The organism is Tepidisphaeraceae bacterium, assembly GCA_035998445.1.
GTDB lineage: Bacteria > Planctomycetota > Phycisphaerae > Tepidisphaerales > Tepidisphaeraceae > DASYHQ01.
The window spans coordinates 93,100-117,684 of sequence record DASYHQ010000051.1; the positions used below are offsets into that span (position 1 = coordinate 93,100).

Annotated in this window: 17 protein-coding genes; 13 read left to right on the forward strand and 4 right to left on the reverse strand. The window is 64.7% G+C overall.

The features are described 5' to 3' along the window. Window positions 1-99: 99 nt before the first annotated feature. A complete protein-coding gene (locus VGN72_19450; GenBank protein HEV7301549.1) occupies window positions 100-3,429 on the reverse strand; it encodes a hypothetical protein in 3,330 nt (1,109 codons plus the stop codon). Between the two features lie 220 nt (window positions 3,430-3,649). Between VGN72_19450 and VGN72_19455 the strand changes: the two genes are divergently transcribed. Beyond that, complete coding sequence (locus VGN72_19455; GenBank protein HEV7301550.1) at window positions 3,650-4,249, forward strand: phosphatase PAP2 family protein; 600 nt, start codon at window positions 3,650-3,652, stop codon at window positions 4,247-4,249. Window positions 4,250-4,439: 190 nt separating this feature from the next. After that, window positions 4,440-5,093 (forward strand): hypothetical protein, encoded by a 654-nt coding sequence (locus tag VGN72_19460; protein ID HEV7301551.1) that lies wholly within the window; start codon window positions 4,440-4,442, stop codon window positions 5,091-5,093. A gap of 305 nt (window positions 5,094-5,398) precedes the next feature. Here VGN72_19460 and VGN72_19465 read toward each other — a convergent pair whose 3' ends face one another. The 3 genes from VGN72_19465 to VGN72_19475 all read right to left on the reverse strand — a co-directional run bounded on the left by VGN72_19465 (window position 5,399) and on the right by VGN72_19475 (window position 7,637). After that, window positions 5,399-5,938 carry an HPP family protein gene (locus VGN72_19465; GenBank protein ID HEV7301552.1) on the reverse strand — a complete coding sequence of 180 codons (540 nt, stop codon included), beginning with the start codon at window positions 5,936-5,938 and terminating at the stop codon, window positions 5,399-5,401. A gap of 86 nt (window positions 5,939-6,024) precedes the next feature. Next, window positions 6,025-6,699 (reverse strand): SGNH/GDSL hydrolase family protein, encoded by a 675-nt coding sequence (locus VGN72_19470; GenBank protein HEV7301553.1) that lies wholly within the window; start codon window positions 6,697-6,699, stop codon window positions 6,025-6,027. Continuing rightward, window positions 6,696-7,637, reverse strand: coding sequence for an AraC family transcriptional regulator (locus VGN72_19475; GenBank protein ID HEV7301554.1), 942 nt, complete (start codon window positions 7,635-7,637; stop codon window positions 6,696-6,698). The genes VGN72_19470 and VGN72_19475 overlap by 4 nt, the downstream gene beginning before the upstream one ends. Before the next feature lie 280 nt (window positions 7,638-7,917). On the opposite strand from VGN72_19475, the gene VGN72_19480 reads away from it, so the two are divergent. From VGN72_19480 to VGN72_19530, 11 genes are all read left to right on the forward strand, one after another. Next, window positions 7,918-9,570 (forward strand): trehalase family glycosidase, encoded by a 1,653-nt coding sequence (locus tag VGN72_19480; GenBank protein ID HEV7301555.1) that lies wholly within the window; start codon window positions 7,918-7,920, stop codon window positions 9,568-9,570. Window positions 9,571-9,636: 66 nt separating this feature from the next. After that, on the forward strand, window positions 9,637-11,253 hold the full coding sequence (locus tag VGN72_19485; protein HEV7301556.1) for a hypothetical protein: 1,617 nt from the start codon (window positions 9,637-9,639) through the stop codon (window positions 11,251-11,253). A 67-nt stretch (window positions 11,254-11,320) separates the two neighbouring features. After that, window positions 11,321-14,242 (forward strand): sugar-binding protein, encoded by a 2,922-nt coding sequence (locus VGN72_19490; protein HEV7301557.1) that lies wholly within the window; start codon window positions 11,321-11,323, stop codon window positions 14,240-14,242. 51 nt (window positions 14,243-14,293) lie between these two features. Continuing rightward, the gene (locus tag VGN72_19495) at window positions 14,294-15,811 is read left to right on the forward strand and encodes a hypothetical protein (protein HEV7301558.1); all 1,518 of its coding nucleotides are present in this window, start codon (window positions 14,294-14,296) and stop codon (window positions 15,809-15,811) included. 54 nt (window positions 15,812-15,865) lie between these two features. Beyond that, window positions 15,866-17,074 (forward strand): hypothetical protein, encoded by a 1,209-nt coding sequence (locus VGN72_19500; GenBank protein HEV7301559.1) that lies wholly within the window; start codon window positions 15,866-15,868, stop codon window positions 17,072-17,074. Continuing rightward, window positions 17,071-17,694 (forward strand): acyltransferase, encoded by a 624-nt coding sequence (locus tag VGN72_19505; GenBank protein ID HEV7301560.1) that lies wholly within the window; start codon window positions 17,071-17,073, stop codon window positions 17,692-17,694. The genes VGN72_19500 and VGN72_19505 overlap by 4 nt, the downstream gene beginning before the upstream one ends. 13 nt (window positions 17,695-17,707) lie before the next feature. Next, window positions 17,708-19,639: an alpha/beta hydrolase family protein gene (locus VGN72_19510; protein ID HEV7301561.1), complete on the forward strand. Its 1,932-nt coding sequence runs from the start codon at window positions 17,708-17,710 to the stop codon at window positions 19,637-19,639. 161 nt (window positions 19,640-19,800) lie between these two features. Further along, on the forward strand, window positions 19,801-20,868 hold the full coding sequence (locus VGN72_19515; protein HEV7301562.1) for a LacI family DNA-binding transcriptional regulator: 1,068 nt from the start codon (window positions 19,801-19,803) through the stop codon (window positions 20,866-20,868). 157 nt (window positions 20,869-21,025) lie between these two features. Beyond that, window positions 21,026-21,916 (forward strand): type II secretion system protein, encoded by an 891-nt coding sequence (locus tag VGN72_19520; protein HEV7301563.1) that lies wholly within the window; start codon window positions 21,026-21,028, stop codon window positions 21,914-21,916. A gap of 341 nt (window positions 21,917-22,257) precedes the next feature. Further along, window positions 22,258-23,046 carry an alpha/beta hydrolase gene (locus VGN72_19525; protein HEV7301564.1) on the forward strand — a complete coding sequence of 263 codons (789 nt, stop codon included), beginning with the start codon at window positions 22,258-22,260 and terminating at the stop codon, window positions 23,044-23,046. Window positions 23,047-23,568: 522 nt separating this feature from the next. Continuing rightward, complete coding sequence (locus tag VGN72_19530) at window positions 23,569-24,522, forward strand: PEP-CTERM sorting domain-containing protein (GenBank protein ID HEV7301565.1); 954 nt, start codon at window positions 23,569-23,571, stop codon at window positions 24,520-24,522. Window positions 24,523-24,585 lie beyond the last annotated feature (63 nt).

Below are 24,585 nucleotides of genomic sequence, written 5' to 3' on the forward strand. Positions count from 1 at the left end.
CAGAATGCCTTACGTGGTCAGGATTACCGTTGAGTTCGGTTTAATCAAAATGAGCGAGCCGTGGTTTACACCCACGGCTGATATTCAGATCGGCACCCACTACGGCGTGGCTTGGCGCTCGAATCCCATGAACGTGATCTGGGCACCAACCGATCGGCCATCCGGCACGGGCAGTATCTGCGTGTTGTCGAATGACAGCTCGATCTTCCTGCGACCATGTCCGGCCGGCAATTGGCCAGCGATCTCGAAGTGGCCCACGGGCAATTGCTTAGAGGCGATCGTCACGCCGTCCACCTTCAGTACCGCGGTGCTGGTGTGATCGGGGTTGCCCACGAGCGGCACCACGCCGCGCACGGCGACGCGGTCGTCCGTCTCGGGCATCAGGATCGCATGAACGATCCCGGCCGCCCAGCCGTCGGTTGATACACCTTCGTACACGACCGCTTGTTGCGTCAGGTCGGTCGGGAAGGCCGAGAGCGCGCGGGGAACAAACGTCGCCGGTTCAAACCCGACGAAGAAGATCTTCGCTGCCACGGGGCGGTTGTCGGGAGCGGGGAAGTATTGGTTGTCCTCGAAGGTCAGCTCAACCCGCCGGCGGCCTTGGCCGGGGGGCACGTCGCCGATCAGTTCGAACTCGCCAAGCGTAACCATCTTCTCGGCCAGCACTTGGCCATCGAGCTTCAGCACGGCCTTGGTGGAATAACCCTTGTTGCCCACGTTCGGCACCTCACCGCGCACGGAGAGCTTGTCGCCGGGCTCGGGCTTCAGCATATAGTAGGACGCATCCGACACCCAGCCGTCCTTTTCATAGATGCCAGAGTATTCCACGTGCTGGTTCATCAAATCTTTGGGGAACGTGGTTAGCGACCGCGGCGCCCGCAGGTTGGCGTAGTCATCCTCGCCGACCACCGAAATGCCGCGGGCGAAGCAGACCAGCTTGCGATGGTCGAAGGTGATATCGTTACCCCACAAGTTCATTAACCGCACCCGTTGGAAGGGGAAATAGGTGCCGAACTCGTTGAGGTCGATCATGACGTAAGACCGTCCCTTGATCACCTGCGGCTTCAGGGGTGGCGAAAAGACACGGGCCGACCCGCGGCCCACCAGCGGCAGTGTCACGCGCGTATCGCCGATCGCGTCGGCCTTCGGTAAGAAATTGGCCTTGTCGGACTTCAGCGTCGCGGTGATGTCGAGTACGAGCCGTACCTGTTCCGTGGGCTGAAGGACTTCGAATAACAGATAGCGCCCAATCCCGATGAACCGCGCGCCGGGGATCAAGCGGTCCCGTTCGACTTGGTAGAACGTAACCCGCTCCGCCTGCTTAAGGCTGCCATAGTAGGCAATCCCGAACTCGCTGAATTTGTACAACAGGTGGTTCCGCACCGTTGCCATCGGCTTCACAATGAACGGCTCCGCGTGGCTGGGCTCGTAGTGGAAGCGGTTCAGGACCGACAGGGCCGTACCGGTCCCGATCAAGTACTGGCTCTGTCCGGGGTCGCCATCGATCAGGCCGACCCGGGAGTAGCGGAACGGGTTCTCGTGTTCACGGCCCAGCCCGTTAGGGTCCGAGGTCGTAAGTTCCGGATCGTTCGGATCCCGCTTCAGATCGAAAGCGGCATCCCCGCGTTTTTCGGCGACCGCGGCGAGCAGGCGGGCAGAGGCGTCGACGATTACCGGCGACCGTACCCGCGCGCCCAAGTCGACCGACTCGATGTTGCCGAAATAATCATGGGTCGGGAAACCGCTTGGGATGCCGCTGGCGTAGACCGACTCGAACTTCGACAGCGTGATGCTCGACGTGTCCAACAGCAGCGACGCGGGGCCCAGCTCCCGGATCGTCTCGTTGAACTTTTGGGTCACGCGCATCTCCGAGGCCTCATAGATCTCGGTGAACCCCGCGCCGCGCGACTCGGCGACGTACCCGCGCTGGATCCACGCAGTCGACAGCAACAGCGCCACGAACATCGCCAGTCGCGCTGGAGCAAACCGGCCGCGGCTGAGGAGCACGATCGCCACCACGCCGAGCATGAACGGCTGGAGGAACATCGCCAGCTTGTACAGACCGAACGCCGATCGCCCCTGGAACAGTTGGACGCCGACGACGAACATCACCACCATCACCGTCGCGGTCGCCTCCCCGCGCCACGCGAGGCGAGCGCCCAACAGGACCACGGCGACCGTCGCGATCAGTCCGGTCAGGATCGTCAGGGAGAGGAAGGGCTCAAGCGGCAGGGTGGCGATCATCTGCAGGTTCCACAGGTTCGCCAGCCCGCTTGGCAGCAGGTAATAGGGAAAGAGCTTCACCTGCACGTCGGTGTTGGCGCTGCCGGTTTGCACCTGATCGAGCAGGAACAGCACCGCGTTGACGCTGTAGGTCTGCATCATCACCGCGACCACGACCGCAGCGAACAGCACTACCCCGGTAACGCGCCGCCACGGCGCGCGGCCGCGCCGGCGGACGATCTGCACCACCTGATACCCCACCAGCGACACGCCCAAGAACGGGGCCGATTCCGGGTAGATCACGAGCAACCCAGCGCCCGCGATGCCCGTCAGAATGCCGTACCGCCACACGTGCCGGCCCTGCACGGTGTGCAGCGGACGCAGCAGCAGGGCGGCCAGCAGGGTCAGGATGCTCAGCCCCGCGACCTGCGCGATCAGCTGATACATCGCCCCGAACGTCGACAGCGCCGACACCGCCATCAGCGCGCACGCTCCCAGCGCCACGCGGTACCGCCGGCGCGACCGGTAGACCAGACCCGCCGCCGCGCTAACGAGGCCGCCGTGCATCGCGATGATGGCCGGCATGAATACCTCGTGCACGGTCAGGCCCGTCGTGCCCGCCGCCCAGGCGATGATCAGTTCGCACCCCGGCCGTTGGGCGTCCCGGGCGTGCATGAACCAGAAGTTCTGGTTGTAGTTGCGCCCCTCGGTCAAGGCTTCGACCGGCGGGATGTCGAAAAACCCGTAATGCAGGAACCGCTCAGCGGCCATGGTGTAGTTGGCCATGTCCTCGTTGCAGTAGCTGAGCCAGTTAAACCCGAACTCCAGCATCGGTCGGCCGGAAAGCACCAGCGCCACCAAGATGATCACCGCGAACGGTGTGTACGGATTCAACCACGGCCGCCGCCGGCGGCGGCGTTGTGGCAGGGGGCGCATTAGCCCCGCGGTATCGCGCCGATGCGCCCACCACAGCCCTGCGCCGGCCACTACGATCAACAGTAGCGTCACCGGTAGCGCCAGCGTCTTGACGGGAATGCCCATCCGGTTCACGAAGAAGACCGGCAGCACCGTGCAGACCACCCCCAACGGCGGGGCCAGCAGCACGCTCTGCAGCTTGTTCCGTGTCACGTCCAACGCGCGCATCAGCACGTAACCAAGCGATGTCCAAAGCGACAGAAGCAGGACGCAGAACAGTAAAGCGAGCAATGCCGATCTCCAAAGCGGGGTGAAGTCGTGGGCCGGGCAGGGTAATGGGCGCAAAGGGGAAGATCAAATGTGAACGGTACAAGCACGAAACGCGCACCAACGTTTAGTCGTGGGCTTGCCCGCGATTGGTGACCGACGAATCCATCGCGGGCAAGCCCGCGGCTAAACATCGTGCTGGCTAGCCTATGGCCCCCGCTTGGCCTACACTGCCGCCCCTGGCATGGAATTCAACGTCTTTTTGTTCGCGGGCCTCTGCGTCGCCTGCATTATCTTGATGATCGCCGAGCGCCGCGGTGCGCCGGTCGTGCTTACGTTGCGGCTGAAGAACGACATCAAACGCGAGACCCGCTTCCTCCAGCAGTACGGCCAATTCACGTGCTGCACGATCGTTGTGGCGATCGTCTTCTGCCTGGGTGGCTCCAGTTGGCGCGGCCATGGGCAGGGCATTGTCGTCCCCCTGGCCGTGGCGCCACTGGTGGCCGGCGGGCTGGGGATGTTCGTTAAACGGCTGCTGAGCCGGGTGCGCCCCGGCCACGAGAACGCCGGTAAGTTCCTCGGCCCCCAAAAAGGCCACGCCAACTTCCGCGAAAGCTTCCCATCCAATCATAGCGCCACCGCCATGGCGCTCAGCGTCGGACTGTCGTACCTCTACCCGCCAGCCGCGATTGTCTTCTGGACGCTCGCGGTCGTCACTGGCCTGCTGCGATACCTTTTAGATGCCCACTGGCCTAGCGACGTTCTGGGCGGCTTGGCCTTCGGTTATGCGATTGCCTGGGCGGTTTGGCATGGGATCGCGGCGGTGGGTGGGTTTACTTTGTGAGGCTGGCGCGATCCTCCGGTCCCTCTCCCGGTACGCCGGGAGAGGCTAGGTGAGGGTGATTTCGAACTGCTGACGACTTGGGCAGATCGAAATCACCCTCACCCTAACCCTCTCCCGGCGTACCGGGAGAGGGGATTAAAGGGCAGCCGCCTTCCAATTGGTCCTTGGACATTCACCCTCCCCCTTCCCCATGTCGTTCAAATGGGACTTTTCCACCCTCGCTGACCACCTCGGCCAAGCCCTTCAGGCCGTCGAGGCCGACTTGCGGCTTGAGCAGGCCGTCTACGGCTTAGACGCCAAGGACGAGCGCACGATCCAAGCCATCCTCGGCGAGCGCCTCACGGCCCACTACGACGTGGCGCGCGAGGTGCACTACCCATCATCGGCCGGGAAGAAGCTCACGCACCGCCAGCGCTGCGACCTTGTGCTGACGCCCAAGGGCCGGCCATTGAAGTTGGACGTCGCGCCGCCGACGCTCTTTGATCCGGCTAACCTGTGCGATCCCGCTGACGCGCTCTGGCTTGAGGTGAAGATTGCCTATCAGTTCCGCGAGGGCGGCCAGCGGCACGGCGGCTATGGCCAGCAGTGGCGCACCGCCGTCGTGCGCGACTTGCAGAAGATGGAGGCCGAGGAGCGTATCCACGAGGCCGGCCTCGTGCTGATCGTCTTCAACGAGTCGGGCGAGGTGCTGGGAAAGGACCTGGACCTGTTCGAGCGCGTGCTGATGCAAAAAGAGGTGTTGGCCGGCTATCGGCACGTGCGCTCAATCGACATCTGGGAACGCATCGGCCATCGCCTTGCCACCGCCGCCGTCTGGCCGACGCTGCAGCGGGGGGAGGGGTAGGAGTAGATGGAACTAACGAAGGCCAAGGATGCTGAGTCACGAGAGGGTGGCAATAGACGCGTCCGCTCCGCTCCGACCGTGGCATGGGCGTCTCGCCCATGCGTGCATTAAGTCCAGAAAACCAGATTTGTTTCGGCAGCTTTGGTCAGCGCGGTGCGGAACAAATAAGCTCTTCTATTCCAATCCGCACGCATGGGCGAGACGCCCATGCCACGGTCGGAGCGGACGCGATCATCTGCTGTAACACCCCTCAGGATGACGGCGCTTGCGTCGCGGTTACACCCGCGTCGAACCAGCCCTACCCTCTACCGTTCCGGAACGAGTGCCCGCCGCGCAAGTGCCCAGACCGCGGCCCGTTGCATGCCGACGAGCATGGCGGTCACCGCGACGGCGGCGGCGAACGTGACGATGCTGCTCTCGTCGCCCGCGCGGAACGCGAACGCCAGCGACGTCGACACCGCCGGCGGGTGCACGGCGTCCAGCGTGATCATCAGCGTGATCGTCACGACCATCGCCACCCCGCCGGCGACGTAGGGGCTGGTCGACCCCAAGGCCTTGTACGCACCGAACCCGATTACCGCCGCCAGCAGCTGTGACAGGACCAGCGTGCGCACGCGGTTGGTGCCGTGCTGCGGGTCGAGGTAGATCAGAAACGCGCTGCTCGCCAGCGAGGCGAACAGCAGCCGCTGGTTGCTGACGAACTCGACGAGCAGGAAGACCGCCAGCACGACGAACGTCGGCAGCATCGCCAGCATGAACTCGTCGCGCAGCGACAGCCGCCGGCGCGGCGCGGTCTGCGTCTCGTTGGTGCCGATCGGCTTGAGGCTGTCCATCTGGTCGGTCACGCGCGTCCCACTAAATCGTCCCACGGCCGACGCTTGCCGACCCGCGGCGCCACTGTACAGCGCTAGTGAAAAACCCGCCGCGCCCGTTACGGTAGGGCGGTCGTGGCGGGCCAATCGCCGCTGGCAGCGGCGATCTTCAGCAGATGCTCGGCAATGAACTTGGCCTGCCTGGCCCGCGCGGCCTCGTCGTAATGCACGTGGTCGATGAGCGACTCGGGCAGCAGCGCCTGACAGAACGCCGCAAAGTCGATGACGTGCGCGTCGGCGTCCCGCATCACGCCATCGGCGATGGCGTTGTACCGGTCCACGTCGGCCTGATAGCGGTGAAACGAGGCGCGGGCGTTGTGGATCTCGTCCACCACTGGCGTGATGCGCAGCCACGCCAGGGTGAGCCCCATGGCTGCGACTTCCTGCGTGATCGCGCGCAGGTTCGACTCGAACTGCTCGATCGGCACCTGTTTGGCCTTTGTCGTCGGATGGGTCTTCAGGTCGTGCAGGCCGCAGCTTAGCAGCAGAATGTCGGCGGGAATCGGGTCGTTCTGGCGGCGGTCCTTCAGATACGCGAGCACCCGGCTTGAATCGCCGCCACTGGCGCCCTGCGCCACGTCGAGGTTGTCTTCGGCCCGCTTGCCGTCGGTGGCGCGCTTGCGGTCGTAGTGCATCCGGCCGGCCAGTTCCCGCTCGAGGTACGGGCCGAACTGAAGCGTGAGGCTGGCGCCGACGACGAAGACGCGGGGCATGGACATCTCGTTCTGGGTCATTCCAAGGCTCCTGCAATGGGCTTCCCGCCCGTAGGCCGATCGGTGCCGAATCGCATCTTGTCGCGGTACGTGCGCGGCGACATGCCGACGCGTTTCTTGAACTCGGCCGAGAAGTAGAGCTGGCTCGCGTAACCGAGCTGATCGGCGATCGACTTTATCGGGTGGTGCGAGCCGGCCAACAGGCTTTGGGCGACCTGCATCTTCAGGTTCAGGAAGTACGCGATCGGCGCCATGCTGAAATGTTCGAGGAACAGCCGGTGCAGGGTCGACGGGCTCAGTTTCGTCATCTCACAGAGGCGCGGGACGGTTAAGTGGTCGCCGGGGTGGGTCTTCATGTAATCCACCGCCTTGCGCAGGCGCGGCGGCACCCCGCTGCGCGCGACCGAGCGGCTAAGTTCGATGATCACCTCGTAGGCGATCGCCGATGCGACGCGGGCCGAGTCGACGGTGGGGCGTTGCAGGGTCTGATGGGCGCGCTCGAACTGCGCCGTCAGCCAAGGCAGGTCGGCGGGGCGGACGACGTCGTGGTCGGCCAGGCCGGTTAAACTGAGCAGCGTGGGCACGAGCGGGCCGGCGATCTGCATGACCTTCTTCAGGCCGACGCCCGGCGTCGTCAGCGACATCTCGTTGTCTTCACCGGGCCGCACGAGGAACACCTGGCCCGGTTCGACGGTGTACTCCTGATCGTTCTGCACGAACCGAAACGTGCCATTCACCACCAGTTCCAGCGCCAGCTCGCGCGCGTTGCGCCGCTGCCTCAGGCAACCCTGGACCCACTCATCATCCCCGACGGAACGCAACTGCAATGGCCACGCGGGACTGGGGTCGCCGTCCTTGGCGAACGTGAAGTGGTGATTGGGATAGGGGCCGACGTTGTAGCCTTCGACGCGCGTGATGCCGTCATCGATCGTAAGCACGTGCCGGCGTCGAATTACCATGATCGGACCTCCCCGGGCTGCTGTTGGAATGAAAGCATATCGTATATAAGACCGCATGGCTATCGGCATGAGATCGGGAATTCATTTGGCTAATGCAGAATTCTTCCAGACCCGCTATGGTGTTTTCAGGCCGACTGCGGTGATGCTAATCGAAGCTAATGAGATTTTTTATCCAAGGATGTGACAGTATTGGACATATCGTGCCGGCATCCGCCATTTGGCCGACGCTGACAGCATGGTGTATGTTTGGGGTATGCAAGTCTTAGATGCTTCGGAGCACGTGTCACTGCGTTCCCCGGCGTTGCGCAGCGTGTGGGGGGGTGGGCAGTTGCTGGCGCTGTCAGGCATGACGGGACCGACCGATTACGAGCGGGGCTTGGTCGGCCGCACGAGCTTTAGCGGGTGCGGCATCGACCTGGTGCTTCCTTATACGGCATCCCTTCGCTTCTCAGGCTCGGCGCCGATGTCGGTCTTCCTGGGCGGGGATCACTTCCAGTTAATCTTGGCCGACGCTCCCGCGGTGCGCGGGGCGTTCATCGACGCGCACCACCTGCTGGTCGAAGGCACGTGCGCGTTCGTCGGCGCGGGGTACGACACCGTCATCAATGGCAGCCGTACGCTGATCGCGCCGACAGGCTTGCTCGATCGTCGTCACCTTGTGATCGACCTGGACCAGCTGATCGCCGACCGCCAAAAATGGACGACCGACCTGCGCCTGCCGGCCGGCTGCGATGAAGCGACCGCCGACGCCTACCTGAAGGCGCGCGTGATGATTCGCACGCAGACGCTGGCGGCCGAGGGAGCGATGACCGGCCTGTGGACGACGCCCGACCGTTGGCCGCACCGCGACATGTGGCTGTGGGACAGCGTGTTTCACGCGATCGGCATCGCCCACTTCGATCGCGCGATGGCCCGCCGGGTGCTGGATGCGATGTTCGACGTGCAACGGGTCGACGGCTTCATCCCCCACCAGGCCGCCGCCACCGGTTGGCGCTCGCAGATCACGCAGCCACCGGTGCTGGCGTTCGGCATGGAACGCGTGATGGGCGACACGTCCGACCTCGACTGGATCGCGGCCCGGTTCGACCAATTGGCGGCTTATCTTCGGTGGAACGAGCAGAACCGCGACACTGATGGGAACGGACTGGTCGAGTGGTACATCGAGGCCAACGAACATTGCCGTAGCGGCGAGAGCGGGATGGACAACTCGCCCCGCTTCGACGATGCGGTGCAGTTGGACGCCGTCGACTTCAACAGCTTCATGGCGGCCGAGTACCGCACGCTGGCGCGCTTCGCGCGACTGCTGGGCCGCGACGACGACGCCCGACGATGTGATGCGCGGCATCGCGAGTTGTGCGCGTCGATCAACGGCCTGCTGTGGGACGAGTCGACCGGCTTCTACCAGGATCGCGACGTGGTCACGGGGCGGCGCACGGGCATCCTGGCCAACTCAGGCTTCCTGCCGTTGATCTGCGGCGCGGCCAGCGCCGAACAGGCCCAGCGGCTGGCGCGGCACCTGGAAGACCCCGCGACGTTCGGCACGACGGTGCCGGTGCCGTCGGTCGCCGTCTCGTCGCGGCGGGGCGGGGAAAAGGACATGTGGCGCGGCCCGATGTGGGTCAACCTGAACTGGCTCATCGAGATTGGCCTGCGCGACTACGGCCTTACCCAGGCCGCCGACCACGTGCGCGAGCGAACGGTGGCGGAAATTGTTCGCCACCACCAGCGCCACGGCACGTTCTACGAGTTTTACGACAGCGACGGTGCGACCGAGCCGGGCCACCTGGACCGCAAGGGCCACCGCGCCAGCCCCGGCGGCAATCCGTACCACCGCGTCATCCACGATTTCGGCTGGACTGCCACGCTGTTCATCGACATGGTCCACCGTGCAGCACTCGATCGCGCCCAGCCCGGCCAAGTCAAGCGCGTCTAAGCGTCGTTTCAACCGATTCGAATTTCATGATCGGCCAACCGATGGCCACGACAGAGGAACTGGCCCATGCTCGATTTTCAACGCAATCACACGGCCGTCGTTGAAGGCGCGGCGCCGTCGCGTCATCGCGGTCGTGTTGCCGTAGCCGCGGTTGTCGCGCTGCTGTCGGCGGCGCCGCACGCGAAGGCCGCCGACCCATCGCTCGTCGACGCCGTCGTCAACTACGCCGACACGATGCTCGAGCACGGCCGTGACCGGTACGGCGAGAAGCACACGCCGTTCTTCATCACGAACCTGTCGCGCACCGCCGAGGTGCCCGAATACCTGCACGAGGGCAACATTTCGCCCGAGAGCAAGAAACTCTACGGCTGGACCGACCGCTATTACGACCGCGCCTGGGGCGGGGCCAATCTGTTCCACCACATGCAGCTGCACGAGCTGCTCGCGTCGCTCAGCGAGTCCACCGGTAACCCGAAGTATCGCGACGCCAGCGATGCCGCGATCAAGTTCCTGTTCACCGATACGCAGAACCCGGAAACGAACCTGCTGCTGTGGGGCGAGCACCTGAATTGGGACGTTCGCCGCGACACGTTTTACTACACGAAGGACAAGTCCAAACCCCACGCCGATGCGCACGAACCCTTCGAGCCCGTCGCGCCCGAGTTCTGGGACCGGGCGCATGCGCTGGCGCCGGAGAACTTCCGCAAGTACGCGCTGGGCGTGTGGGAACACCAGATTTACGACCAGAAGACCGGCGTCTTCTCGCGGCACGCGAATTGGTCCACCCACCGCCCGCAGACCGATGGCGCCTTCCCGCGCGTGGGCGGTTGGATGATCCTGCTCTGGACCAAGGCGTACGCGTTGAACCCCGACGACGCCCAGCTGCGCGAGCAGATGCTGCACGCGATCGACGTGATGACCGTTTTCTTCGAAAGGCAGATGGTCGAGTCGACCGGCGCCCTCCGCGCCGGCCTTAATAAGGACGGCCAGGCCGTCGGCATGGCGCAGATGGCGTGGCTGGCGAACAACCTGATGTTCGCCGTCGACACCGAGCTTGCGGCCCAGTGGTTGCCCGAAACGCAGGCGAAGCGCCTGCGCGACCTCAACCGCCGGATCGACGAGTGGGCGCTGACGAAGCTGAATCACAACTTCGATGGCGAGCAGGCGGATCGTCCGCGCGGGTACCTGATCAAAGTCTACTCCGAGGACCTGCTGGCCGACGGCACGCATCGCCCGGGCGACCCCACCATGCCGGCTCGGCCGCGTGAATGGCCTTACACCAACGAATGGCTCACCGGGTACGGCTCGTCGCTCGCGTCGGAAACGGGCCGGTTGCTGCTGGAGCGTTACCAGACCACGCGCGACCCGCGCCTGCTGGCGCTGGCCCTGCAAAGTGCCGACGTCTACCTGACGTCCGAGCCGGTAACCGAGAACCTGCTTGCCACGGCGATGGCTAACGCGATCGAGTTCATGATTGAGGTTCACGGCGTGACGAAGGAGCAGAAATACCTCGACCGGGCCGTCCACTTCGCCGGCAAGGCCCGGGAGCTCCTGTTGACGGGGGACTCGCCGCTGCCCATGGCCTCGTCGAGCCATAACCATTACGAGGCGCTGGCCGGTTCCGACGAACTGCCGCTGGCGATGTGGAAGCTGGCGCAGGTGTTGAACGAGAAGCCGCAGTAGATCGGCGGACCCACGGCTCGCAGCTTCAATTACGGCACACGCTTAACGACCTTGCTCGGAGAACCCTTTGTATCGCCAACTAGTCAAGATCGCTTTGGTCCTGCTCGTCTCAGCAACCGCGTCGACGGCACGCGCCGCGAACTACGACATCCCCCGGCTCGACGGCATCACCATCGACGGCGACGTCGCCGACTGGGGCGACCGCGGGTTCCGCGTTGGCCTGTTCGATCGGTGGGTGCGGCTGGCGATGAAGCCGACGCTGACCGACGAGGCGGACCTGCGCGTCGGGTGGGACGACAAGGGCCTGCTGTTGCGCGTGGCGCGCGAGGACGCGCAACACTTCGAGCACGAGCAGCACTGGCGGCTGGACGCGATCGAACTGTTCGTGTTCGACCAGCCCGGCGGCAAGAACGGCCTGCAACTGGTCGTCACGCCCGGCCTCGACGAGACGCTGAAGGAGCTGCGGTGGGGCACCTACCTCGACATGCGCCCGCCCGGTTCGCCCAAGGCAACGCTGGAGGCCGTCCGCACCGTCGTGCCCGGCGGGTACGTGATGGAGATTCGCATCCCCTGGTCCAACCTGAACATCGAGCCGGCCGTCGGTCGTTCGATCGGGGCGCAGATGGTCATCGTCGACGCCGACGCCTCGCGCGATCGTGCCGACGTGGAGTTCATCTGTTGGTACCCCGACAAGGCGACCGCCTCCGATTCGTCGAAGGTGCACCGCCTTACGCTCGCCGATGCGCCGAGCGCGCCGGAGATGGCGCAGGTGGAACTGGTGCCCGACGGGCCGATGCGCGTCCGCACGCCCGACCGCCTGGCCGGCAAGACGCTGACGATCGAGCAGGACGGCCGCACGCTCGGCACGGTCGAGTTGGCCGGCTCACCGATCGCCGCGGCCGAGGTGGCGCTGAAGGAGCTCGATTTGAACGGACCACCGGCGACGCTGCGCGCGGCTGACGAGGTGCTGTCGGTCGTCACGTTCTACCGGCCACTGCCCGCCGCCCAGCGCGCGGTGCTGAGTCAGGCGATGAACACCGCCGACGAGAAGGAACGGTATCGCCTGCTGCGCTTCCTGCAGGCCGACGTGCAGTCCGACCCACGCCTGCAGGCGGACCTCGACAACCTGATGACGGTCGTCGACGCCTGGGCGAACAACTACGACCACGCCATGGCCGGTCGATTGGCCGTGCCCGGCACGTACCTCAACGCCATCGCCGCGCCCGGCTCGCCCGAGGAGGTTCGGGCCGATTCACCGGTCTACCCCATCTTCTGCCTGTATCGCGGCCGGCACCTCGCGTGGTGGGTCGTGGAGTACGGGCGGGGCTTCAGCCGCGCGTCGCGACAGGCGATCCTGACCGAGGCGCACCGACTGTTCGAGGTGGCCCACAAGGCCGCGCCGGGCAACCCGATCATTGGCATCTACCTTCGCAAGCCCATGCCGACGCCACCGCCGTTCGCGCCCGATGCCGCGGCGCCGGAATGGGCCAACGAGCAACGCGTGGCGACCGAGGGTCTGGCCGACATCATCCACTGGTGGATCGATCACCGTCAGCTGCCCGATGGCTCGTTCGGCGGCGAGTGGGGCGACGACGTCGAGATGTGGCGCGAGTGGGCGCCGATCCTCATCGCGTTCGACGACCCGAAGATCAAGGATGCCCAGGAACGCCTCTCGGCCTCGCTGTTCCGCCAGCCCCACATGGCCGGTGGCTACACGGCTGACGTAACCGACGTCGAACACACCAGCGAGGACTCGGCCGACACGATCACGCCCATGCTCCACCTGGCGCCAAACGACCCCGATTGGCGCGCCCGAGCCGAGCGGCTGGCGGAACTGACGCGCGATTTGTGGACCGGCATCAACGAGCGCGGACACCGGCAGTTCAAGAGCGTCGTCTTCAGCGGGGCAAGCGTCAGCGATCGCGACGTCGACGCGTTCGACACCGTCTACCACCCGCGCGTCGTGCAACCGGCGCTGCTGCTCTGGCAGCGCAATCGTAATGCGGCGATGACGGAACTGTTCACCTCCTGGCTCGACAACTGGGTCGCCGCTGCGGCACGTGAGGACGCGGGTAAGCCGGCCGGCATCGTGCCCAGCGCGATCCACTGGCCCAGCGGCGACGTCCGCGGCATCGATGGCCAATGGTGGCGGCCCGGCGCGTATCGCGACTCGATTTTGTACCAGTGGCCCAGCTCGCTGCGGCTTGTGCTGAGCACCCTGTTGCTGGGGTACGACATCACGGGCGAACCGCGATACCTCGAGCCGATCCTATCGATGGCAAAAATGCGGCAGGCCCACGTCGCCGCGGGCCTTGGCGATAACCCCGCCGACCATGAACCCGGTTCGCTAGCGTGGTGCGCCGCCCAGTTGAACGCGCCGCTGCTGGACGACGGCACGCTCGCCAAGTACCGAATGCTGACCGGCGACAAGCAGTTCGACGACCTGCTGCTGAAGGAGGCTGATGGGTACGTGCGCTACCGCCTCACCGGCGACGACGCCGCCGTCACCGCGGCGCTGCGCGGCACCGCCAACGCGATGCGCGTCGACCGTCCCGCCTACACCTCCGAGGTCCGCTGGACCGATCGCGTGTTCGTGTTTCACAACCGGTACTACAAGGAGAGCGGCGAGCGGGACATGACCGCCGCCGACACGCGGATGTTGTACGGCTCGCTCACCGGCGACCCGGGCTCGCCGCTGTACTTCCCGATGAACGCCGTGCGATGGAAGACCGTACCGCGCGAGTTCGCCGCGCTGGTGGACCACACGGCCGACCGCGCGTTCACCGCGCGCCTTTACCACTTCGGCCAAACGCCCCGGGCGATGTCCGCAGAGCTCTACGGACTGGCCCCCGGCGAGTACCAGGTCACCCTCACCGCGCAGGGCGCCGAACTGGCGAGTTCGACGGTTTCGGTCGAAACGTCCTCGACGATCGTCAGCCTCCAAGTGCCGCCGCGTGTGGTGTGCGTCCTGACGGTCAAAGCGAAGTAGGCGTGGCGAGTCACCGTCGTTCGGTCTGGCAGATACCCGAAAGGTTCTTGCATGTCACAGTTCAGAAAAGTAACCGTCGCCCTGTCCCTGTTCATCGGTCTGTCGTCCACGGCGAGCACCGCTCAGACGACGACCCAACCGGCCGACCCACAGCGTTACCTGCAGGTCGTGCAGCGGACTGCAGATACGCTGCTGGATACGGGTGTCGATACCTACGGCAGCGAGAAGACGGGCATGATCTTGTCGGTGCTGGACCGCAAGACCGGCAAGCCGCTGACGAAGCTGCCCAAGGCGCCGCACGGCGTGCGCTGGGGCGACCGCACCGGGCCCGGTGGGTCGAACGCCAACCTGCAGCAGGACCTTTACCGCACGCTGTACCACCTCAGCCGCATCACCGGCGACAAGCGGTACGCCGAGGCGTCCGACAAGGCGCTGTCCGACTTCCTGCGCATCGCCCAGCACTCGGAGACCGGCTTGTACGCCTGGGGCGAGCACCTCTATTGGAACTGCGTGAAGGACATGGTCGGCGACCACGACCCGGGCAACACGCACGAGCCCAAGCGGCCGTTTGCGACCATCGAGCGCGCGCTCGAGCTCGAGCCCGAAAGCGTCATCGCCTACGCCCGCGGCCTGTGGGAATACCAGATCACCAACAAGGAAGACGGCAACTTCTCGCGCCACGGCAAGTGGCACCGCCTGAGCTCGGGCAAGGACATGGACTTCGAGAAGGAGGCGTCGTACTTCATCGACACCTGGTCGCACGCCTACGCGCACACGAAGGACCCGCTGTTCGACAAGGCCACCCGCATCCTCACGCAGCGTTACCTCGATCGGATGAACGACCGCAACCTGCTCGACCTGGATTCGTCCGGCCGCGACGTGAGCAAGAACAAGACCGTGCCGCTGTGGATGGTGTCGATGGCGATCGAGACGCACGGCGCGATCGACCTCATGCCGCCCGAGACCGCAAAGGTGCTCGCCGAGTCGGCCCGCCGTCATGATGAGGGCTTCCTCGCGCTGAAGCACGAGCCGGCCGATCCGCAGAAGGGCTTCCTGTACTACGCCTATACGGATTCGGGTCTGCCGCACCCCGACAAGGCCAAGGAGACCGACGGGTACAGCCGGGCCTGGGGCCTCGGGTACGGCGTCAACAGCACCTCGATGTTCGTCCCGCTGCTCTACACGCGTCAGGCGCAACTCGGACAAACGCCCGAGGGCGACGCGTACCGCAAGCTGATCCTGCAAGCGGCCGATTTGTACAAGACCGCCCGGCCGACCGCCGAGCAGGACATTTGGGCGGGCGAGTATGGAACGGCGATCTTCACCGAACTGGCCGCCTATCGTCTGTCCGGCGACGCTGCTTCTCTGGATGCGGCCCGCGAGCTGGGCGATCTGGCGATCACTGCGCTCTGGGACGACGGTAAGACGGCGTTGCCCAGCGGCAGTTCCAAGACGAACTATTATGACGTAACCACCTATCCCGATACCGCGATCTTCGCGCTGCTGGCGCTGCACGAGGCCGTGAACGGGCTGGAGCCGAAGGTGCCGATCAGCGACAGCACGCGATAGCACGGGGTAGATTGATCCGCGCGTCCGACAAAAAGGCGAGTAATGAGCCAGACGATGAACGTGTTTCAAACCCAGGTGCGCCCGCTGCCGGTGGCCGACCGCTGGTGCGTGATGGCGTATTACTCACTGTCGCCGTACGCGCCGGATAAGTCCGGGCGATTGCTGATGGCGGGCGCCGATCTGGATCGTGGCGTGGGTGAGGTGCTCGTGCTGGATGCCGACCGAAAGGTCGTCGACCGGTTCGGCAGCGTGCCGGTTACACCGAGCTTTTGGCACACGGGCCTGTGGCAAAGCTGGTCGCGGGATGGGCGGTACGTCTACTACCAGTCGGGCACGCATCGCGAGCCGCGCGTGGTGCGCCGCACCTTGAGCACCGGCCAGGAATCTGAGGTCGCCGGCGACATGGAGGGGATCTGCCCCGCGGGTGAACCGGGCGTCGCCTGCGCGCACGGCATGCTGTACGCCGCGGGCTACGGCAGCGGCCATTACCGGCCGGAACTGTCGCCGTTCCCGTTCCAGTCGCGCGACGCGCATGGCATGTGGAACGTGTCGTTCGACCCGCCGACGTCGCGCCTCGTGCTCAGCACGCAGCAGATCCTGGACAGCCACCCGCATCGCGACCGACTTCTGGAGGCCGATCGGGAGATCGCTGCGCGGCTGGGGCCCGGCGAGGGCCTGACGCTGATGACGTACTGCGTCCGCTGGAACAACGAGGGAAGCCGCTGCCTGTTCTACTTCGGCAACCACTGCGTCGACCGCAGTCGCGGCGAGCCACGACTGGCTTACGTCTTCACGGCCGACCGCGACCTGCGCGACATTCGCTTGGCGCTGGACTTCGGCTTCGGCCGGTACGGCGTGCACTGGTCGTGGCAGCCGGACAACGAGCGGTTGATCGGCTACGGCCCCGACCCCGACCACCCCGGCCGCACCTGCCTGGCCGAGGTGCGCTACGACGGCAGTGGCTATCGGCGCCTCAGCGGCCACGCCAGTGGCGGGCATCCGTCGGTGTCGCCGATCGATGATGATTTGATCGTGACCGACGAGGGGGGCGTCGGTCACGGCAACGTACTGTTCCTGTCGCGCCGTACCGGTGAGGAGATCGCGCGCATCGCGCTGCCGAAGAACACCGGCGTGCCAGAGCGCGGCCAGCGCGACGCGACGCGCGTCTGCCATCATCCCGCCTTCAGCCCGACCGGCGACCGCGTGCTCTGCAACACGCTGCCGGGCCGGCACGCCACTTGTGCGGAGATCCTGATCGCGTGAGCCTGCTGTTCCGCATCCTCGATGGTGGCCTTAGCACGCCCGCCCGACGCACGCTGGGGCAGCGGCTTACGCTTGGGCTGGGGCGATGGCTGGCGCTGCGACACGCGCACGTGCAGGTGCCACCGAGCTGCATGGTGCATCCCGAAGCGCGCATCCACCCGCGCACCGGCACCATCCGTCTGGGCGAACGCTGCAGCATTGCGGCCGGCGCGGTGGTGCAGGGGAACGTGGAGCTGGGGGACGACTGTTCGATTCAGACCGGCACGATCCTGGTGGGGTACGGAACGCGCGACGATCGGGCGGGCCTGATCCGCATCGGCAACGGTGTGCGCATCGCGCCGATGGTGATGATGATCGCCTCCAACCATCGCTTCGACGGCGATCGACCGATCCGCCAGCAGGGCATGCAGCACGCGCCGATCACGATCGGCGACGACGTGTGGATCGCGGGCCGAGTGAACGTGATGGCCGGCGTAACGATCGGCCGCGGGTGCGTGGTGGGCGCCGGCGCGGTGGTGACGAAAGACATCCCGCCCAACTCGATCGCCGTGGGCGTGCCCGCGCGAGTGATCGCCAGTCGCACGGCGTCGCGCGATGCAGCTGTGGATGCGATGTACTAGCCGGAGCGAGCCGTTGATCACGTCATTCAAACCTTTCACCGACGGCTTCTACGAGACCGGCCACCAGGTGCATGACTGGGTCCTGCGCGAAGCGCGCGGCCACTTCCAAACCGACCGCGCCCGCCGCGCGAAGGTTACCGACGCCGCGTCGTTCGCCGCCTATCGCGAGCACGTGCGGGTGCAGTTTCTGAAGTCGATCGGCGGCCTGCCGCAAGAGAAGGTGGAGGCCGCGCCCATCGAGACCGGCCGCATCGCGGGGGACGGCTACGCGATCCGAAAGCTGATCTACCAGGCGCTGCCCGGCTACTACGTCACCTCGCTGCTCTACGTGCCCGACGGGCTGAAGGCCCCGGCCGCAGGCGTGTTGATGGCGTGCGGGCACAATGGCGCGGGCAAGGCGGCGCCGGCGTACCAGAAGGTCTGCATCGACCTGGTGCGCACCGGCTTCGTGGTGCTGATCATCGACTCGCCGGGACATGGGGAGATGGTGCAATGCCTCGACGCCGAGACCGGCCAGCCGATCGTCGGGATTAATACCGTAGAACACAGCTTTTTACAGATTTCCTCATCCATTTTAGGTCAGAACGTCGCGCGGTACTTCCTGATCGCCGCGATGCGTGGAATCGACCTGCTCGAGAGCCTGCCCGAGGTGGACGCAAGCCGGATTGGCGCCACGGGCAACTCCGGCGGGGGCACGCTCACGCAGTACCTGATGGTGACCGACCCGCGCGTGCGGGCCGCGATGCCGTGCTGCTCGGTCAGCACGCGCGAGAGCTACCTGCACACCGGCTCGCGCGCTTACGACGGCGAACAGAACCTGTTCGGCTGCCTGCCGGGCGGGGTCGATTACACCGACTTCCTAGCTGCCTTCGCGCCCCGCCCGGTGCGCGTGGGGGCAGCCGAGTTCGACTTCTTTGCCATCGAGGGGGTCGAGCAGGCCGTCGACGATGCGCACCGCGTCTACAGCGCGCTAAACGCCGAGGCGGCGATCGATCTGTGCATCGCCGTGGGTGAATCGCACGGCTACTCCACGCGCCTGCGGCGCGGGTGCGTCGACTGGTTCGCACGACACCTGCAGGGGCGCCCGGTCGAACCGTTGACCGACGACCCCGCGGTTCGCACGCCGGCCGAATTGCAGTGCACGCGTTCGGGGCAGGTAATGCGTGAATTTGCCGATGCGCGGTCGATCCTGGACCTCAACCGCGAAACTTGGCAACGGCAGCAGCCGATGACGCCATCGATTACGCGCGACGAGCTCGCGGCGCTCTTGAAGTTGCCCCCCGCGACCCCGCTGCGCGCCCGCCGGACGTCGCGCAGCGAGGGGGACGGCTGGACCGCCGAGCGCCTGTTCTTCTTCAGCCAACCCGGCATCGTCACGACAGCGGTGATCTACCTTCCCCGCACGCCGGTCACGCGCGCGACGCTGCTGCTGGTGCCCGATGGCACCGAGGGGCAGGAACCCTTCGCTAACGACATCGGTCAGCGCGTGGCCGCGGGCCAGGTCGTGATGGTCTTCGACGTGCGGGGCACGGGTGCCGTGAAGATGAACAAACGGAACGACGGCGCCGGCCTGGCCTTTCGCAGCACCGAGTTCCGCGTCGCCAGCGATCACTTCCAACTCGGCACCAGCCTCGCGGCCCGTCGGGCATACGACGTGCGGCAGGCACTGGCCTACCTGCGCGGGCGACCCGAGGTCACCGCCACCACTCCAGTCGAACTCGTCGGCCGGGGCTGGCCCGCGATTTACGGCCTGCTGGCGGCGGCGCTGGACGGTAAACTGACGGCGTGCGACGTGGAGCTTGGGGTCGACTCTTGGGAGACCGCGTTCGAACCACGGCCACTCGAAAGTACGGCGATTTCCGAGTCGCTCATCCTGCCGGAACTCGCCGGGCGCGCCGATCTGGTCGACCTTCATCGCTTGGCCAACGACAGCGAAAGCAAATAGTTCGCAAATCTTCCCTTAGCCGTGAACGGACAAGTATTAGCGACCGCATAAGCGGCCGGTTCTGCGCGTCTGCACCACCGGAATCCAACAAAAAAGTGGCCCCAAGCATGCAACAATTGTATGATTCGGTTGGGACGTTGTACGTGCAAAGGAAAACATAGGTGCTGAGCAAAACGATCAAGCCTCGTAAAATCATCGCTGAGAATGGCAAATCGTTCGCGTTGCGTGACCTTGCGAAGCTGGCCTCGGTCGATGTCAGCACCGTTTCGCGCGCGTTGAACAACGATCCGCGCGTTAAACCGACACGGGCAGCCATGATTCGCGAGTTGGCCGAGCAGATCGGCTACCGGCCGCGTCCGCTGCGCAGCAAACGTGCCCGGTCGGTCGGGTTGCTGGTTCCGCCCACGCCTGCGGGTGGGTACGACCAGTTTCTGGAGCGCATCGGTTGGGCCGCCCAGCGCGTGCTGGCCCAGCGGAAGATGCACGTGAACCTCGAGGTGGTAGGCGAGAACGGCTCTCGCCAGCTGCCGGCCATCGTCGAGCAGAACCGCGTGGATGGCGTCCTGCTCGCCGGCGCGTCTTCACCTGAACTCGCGCGGCAGATTCGCGAGCTGGGCATGCCGGCCGTCGGCATCAACGGCTCGATGGAACTGCTGGGGATCAGCTGTGTCCGCTCTGATCCGGCACCGGCCATCCACCAGGCCATCCTGAATCTGGCGGCCCGTGGACACGAGTCGTTCGCGCTGCTGATGAAAGCGATGAACTTCCCGACCGCCCACGCGCGCCACAGCGCTTACCTAGAGTCGTTAAAAGAGTTAGGGATCGACGCGAACCCCGAATGGATCGTCACCGACCTTCAGGAAGACCTCGCCGGCGGGCGCGAGGGCGTGCGCCAACTCCAAGAGCGGGGGGCGCTACCGACCGCCATCCTGTGCGAGAACGACTGGCTGGCCCTAGGGGCGATGCACGAGCTGCAGCGACAGCAGATCCGCGTGCCGCAGGACGTCAGCGTCGTCGGCCACGATGACCTGTGGGTCTGCGAACGCCTCGAGCCCACCCTGACCAGCATCCAGCGCGCCGAAGGCGAACTGGTGGAAAAGGCGGTCGACCTGCTGGTCGACCACATCGAGGACCGCCAAAAGGAACCGATCGAAATTCTTTTGCAAGGCAACATGGTCTGGCGCCAAAGCACCGGCCCGGCCCCCCAGCGCCTGCTCAATCGCAAATAAACCCGTCGACAAGGTGATTCGATGTTGAAACAGTTGACAAAGAAACCCGGAATAAAAATCCAACAGTTGCATTTCCGCGTTTGTGTGGTAGGTTGAGGGGGTAGAGTAGTTATTTCATTTCCCTGTCCGCCCACATCCTTTTGTTCCGGAGGCCGCGGTGCCAAATAACCAACAGATGCGTCATCGGTCGAACCGCCCGATCACTGGTTTCACGCTGGTCGAGCTGCTTGTCGTTATCGGAATTATCGCGCTGCTCATCTCGATGCTGTTGCCCGCCTTGAACAAAGCCCGGGCGGCGGGTGCGAAGATCACCTGCGCCAGCAACCTGCGGCAGGTCATGATCGGCACGATCATGTACTCCAATGACAATAGGGGTTCCTTCCCCTGTTTTTATTGGAATGCGACAAGAACGAACTACAATGCTTCCCGAGTTCGACCCGCAGCGCTGTTGAGCACCGGCAATCGCGGTCCGGTCTATCTGTCTCCGAAGGTCTGGGACTGCCCATCCGATGACACCCGCGGCAGAGACTTCGTCTCAGATCAAAGCACAGGCGCCTTTTATCCCGCCGGGGGATACAAGGCGGGTGGCGGTGCTAATAGTTGGTTCGCTACCTCCGGTAGTTTGATGACCGATAAGACCGTCGAGATGAACATCTCGTACGGCATCAACCGCACAGCGGGTTATGTTGACAACGAAAGCGGCTCGCCTGCGCTTTTCGCCATCTACAAACCCGCCAACCGTGGCGGGCGGTCGATCACAGACCCGATCTACTTCGACATGGAAGCCGGCGTCGACGGCGCGCAGCATTCATTGGAATGGCAGCATACGTGGTTCAGTCGGCTGACGGGTGGCTATGGAGATTCGCGGTACTCGGGCCGGCACAACGGGTACATCAACGTCGCCGCCGGAGATGGTCACGTCGAGTCGATTAAGATCCCACGTCGATTTAACACAAATTCTGGTGGCGTCGGCATGACCGGTGCCGAAATGCGACCATTCGTCAATGACGTGTCGCGCAACAGGGCGAATCAGAAGCAGTATCAATAAGTAAGCCGCCGAGCCCGGACCACGCGACGGCAGGCCGAGTGCATAGCACGGTCCTTCCATTCATCATTTGATGGATGGAAGGATCTTTTTATTCCGGAGTTCGTCTGGAAGGGTGGTGATTTGACGTTCTGGCTGGCAGCCCGAGCGTCTTCCGCGCTCAGGCCGATGGGTGGTCACGGAGCAGTGTCCTCATGATTTTGACCCTACAGTTGGGCGCGACCCTGTTTTTGGTCGCTCTTATGGCAACTACCGGCACGGCGCAGCAGGATGCTGCCGCAACGCGGGTTACGACAGCGTCGTCGGACGTCAATCGAGCAGTGGTGGAAGAAGCCGTACATCCCTTGCGAGACATCCCGTATCTCGGGCCTGACCGCAAGGAAAAGATGGACCTCTACCTACCCGCGGCGGCCGTAGAGGGGCAAAAGCGGCCGGCGATCGTGATCATTCACGGGGGTGGGTACACCGGTGGCAGCAAGTCGTCGAGGCGCGAGATCCAAATGGCGCAGACGCTTAGCGCCGCGGGATATGTGTGCGCCAGTATCGACTACCGCCTGGCCAGCAAGGGAAATCCCTCATGGCCCGGCGTGTTGGAAGACTGCCGCGCTGCCGTGCGATTCTTGCGGGCGCATGCCGATGAATACGGGATTGATCCGGAGCGCATCGGTGCCATCGGTGGCTCGGCTGGCGGGCTGCTGTCGCTGTTGCTGGGCACGCGCGAGGAGGCGCCGGCCGCCGACGGTATCAGTGGTCGAGTGAGCGCGGTCGTCGCGCTGTATGCCCCGACCGACCTGACCGTGACCGAGCGAGAGCGCACGGTCCTGATCGGCCATTCCCGTGCTGAGCGCCCCGACCTTCACAAGGTGGCCTCGCCGCTACATCGGTTGACGCCCGATTATCCCCCAACGCTCCTCATTCATGGAACGGCCGACAAGACCGTCGAACTGGCGCAATCGGAACTGCTGAAGGCCGCCATGGAGAAGATGAACCTCCAGCATGAGCTGATCGTCGTGCCGGGCGGCGCGCACTCCTTTCCATTAAAGAACGACGCCGTCGACTTTCGAGCTAAGGTCGTGGAATTCTTGGATAGGTCGCTACGCGTTGCTCCGCTCCAGCTGAGCCCAGCGAGGTAGCAGCAGCCCGATCGTGCCTGTTGCGACAGCGACAACCCCACTTATTGTCTGGCGATCATCTCAAAAAGGGCGTGGTGAATCCGCAACGTTAAGCTGCGTTCACAACTGCCGCGGTGTTGCCCCAAGGTATAAGTGTAAGTTGCTGCGCGGCGGCAGCGGGGTCGTTCTTCCGCTTCAAAACAAACATTCAACCACATCGGCTGCTGGCGCATTTCTCATGTCCAAACGTAAGCCTAGGTTGCCAACTGTTGGCAAAATGCTCGCATTGTTTTTGCAATTGTTGTAATCGGTGGTAAGTTTCACCGATCGCCCATGTCTTGGGTGTGACTGGAATTCATTTAGGAGGTGTTGATGAACGCGGTTGGTAAATTGGCTTGTGCGTGCGCCGGTGTGGTGCTTCTCAGTTCTCTTGTTCCCGCTGTCCATGGCGAGGCGGTCGTCGAGTGGCAATTTAATGGTGACACGAACGTCGCCGCAAATGGTGACGTGGCCCTGACCACTCCCGTCGCAGGCACATCCGAGGTGTCACGCCTTGGCACCAACGTCGGCAACACGTACCAGGCGGGTTCCACCGGGATCAACACGACCCAATTCCAGTCGTTCTTGGGCACAGGGTACTACGACGCGCCGAGCGGCGATTCGGGTGGCGGCGTTTACAACGAGTATGGGCTTCGCACGCTTGGCGGAAATGGTGAGGTGCGCGACTACTTCGGATTCAGCGGTTTCGGATCCTCGGCCAATGCGCGAGGTGGCACCGCATACATGGTCATCCGACCGAAGGATGGCTTCACCTCGGGCACACGGGCGTTGATGGGCACCGGGTATAACTTCGGCGCGACCACGAGCACCGGCGCGCTTCGTCTCTATTCCTCGGGTGGCGCGGGCAACCCGCTGGTGTTCGAGGCAGGTATGGGTGAGCAACCGAACCGCAGCGGCCTTTACGGCGGTGCTGTGGACACGGACATCAACGGCGACGGTGATGTTGGCGATTGGGTTATCGCCTCGACGTCGGCCACGACGAGCTGGGACTCGGACAGCTGGTACTTCATCGGGGCCAGCTGGCAGGGCGGCCAGGCACCGGTCCTGTATCTCCGCGAACTGAGCGAGGGCTCGGTCGCGGCGATCGGGCAGGCAGCGGCGGCGGGCGGCAACGTCGTCGCGGGGATTCCCAGCGTGACCGGTAACGTGGACCCCGGCGCAGGCGCGTTTGTCCTGGGCGCCTATCCGGTCGATTCAGGTGGTGGTCCCCGCATGCGTAACGCCGCGCTGGCCCAGTTCGCCTACGCCCGCCTCGACAACACGTTCAGCAGCACGGCGGACATGGCGGCGGTTTACGAGAGCCTCGTCGTGGCCGTGCCCGAACCGTCATCGCTGGCGATCGGCGCGGTGGCGGCGGGCCTGCTCCTTCGTCGACGCCGAGATGCGGTCGCTTCGTTCGACTGCCCGCATGTAACTTCGCCGGCTCGATCAGCATGAATGAGGGGGTAAATCGGGCTGGCACTGCAAAACCGCAAGCGATCCTCAACGGGTCGCTTGCGG

Excerpts from the sequence above, each read along its gene's own strand:
- VGN72_19455 (HEV7301550.1), top strand. The coding sequence starts at position 3,650 with ATGGAATTCAACGTCTTTTTGTTCGCGGGCCTCTGCGTCGCCTGCATT.
- VGN72_19460 (HEV7301551.1), top strand. The coding sequence starts at position 4,440 with ATGTCGTTCAAATGGGACTTTTCCACCCTCGCTGACCACCTCGGCCAA.
- VGN72_19470 (HEV7301553.1), bottom strand. The coding sequence starts at position 6,699 with ATGACCCAGAACGAGATGTCCATGCCCCGCGTCTTCGTCGTCGGCGCC.
- VGN72_19475 (HEV7301554.1), bottom strand. The coding sequence starts at position 7,637 with ATGGTAATTCGACGCCGGCACGTGCTTACGATCGATGACGGCATCACG.
- VGN72_19485 (HEV7301556.1), top strand. The coding sequence starts at position 9,637 with ATGCTCGATTTTCAACGCAATCACACGGCCGTCGTTGAAGGCGCGGCG.
- VGN72_19495 (HEV7301558.1), top strand. The coding sequence starts at position 14,294 with ATGTCACAGTTCAGAAAAGTAACCGTCGCCCTGTCCCTGTTCATCGGT.
- VGN72_19500 (HEV7301559.1), top strand. The coding sequence starts at position 15,866 with ATGAACGTGTTTCAAACCCAGGTGCGCCCGCTGCCGGTGGCCGACCGC.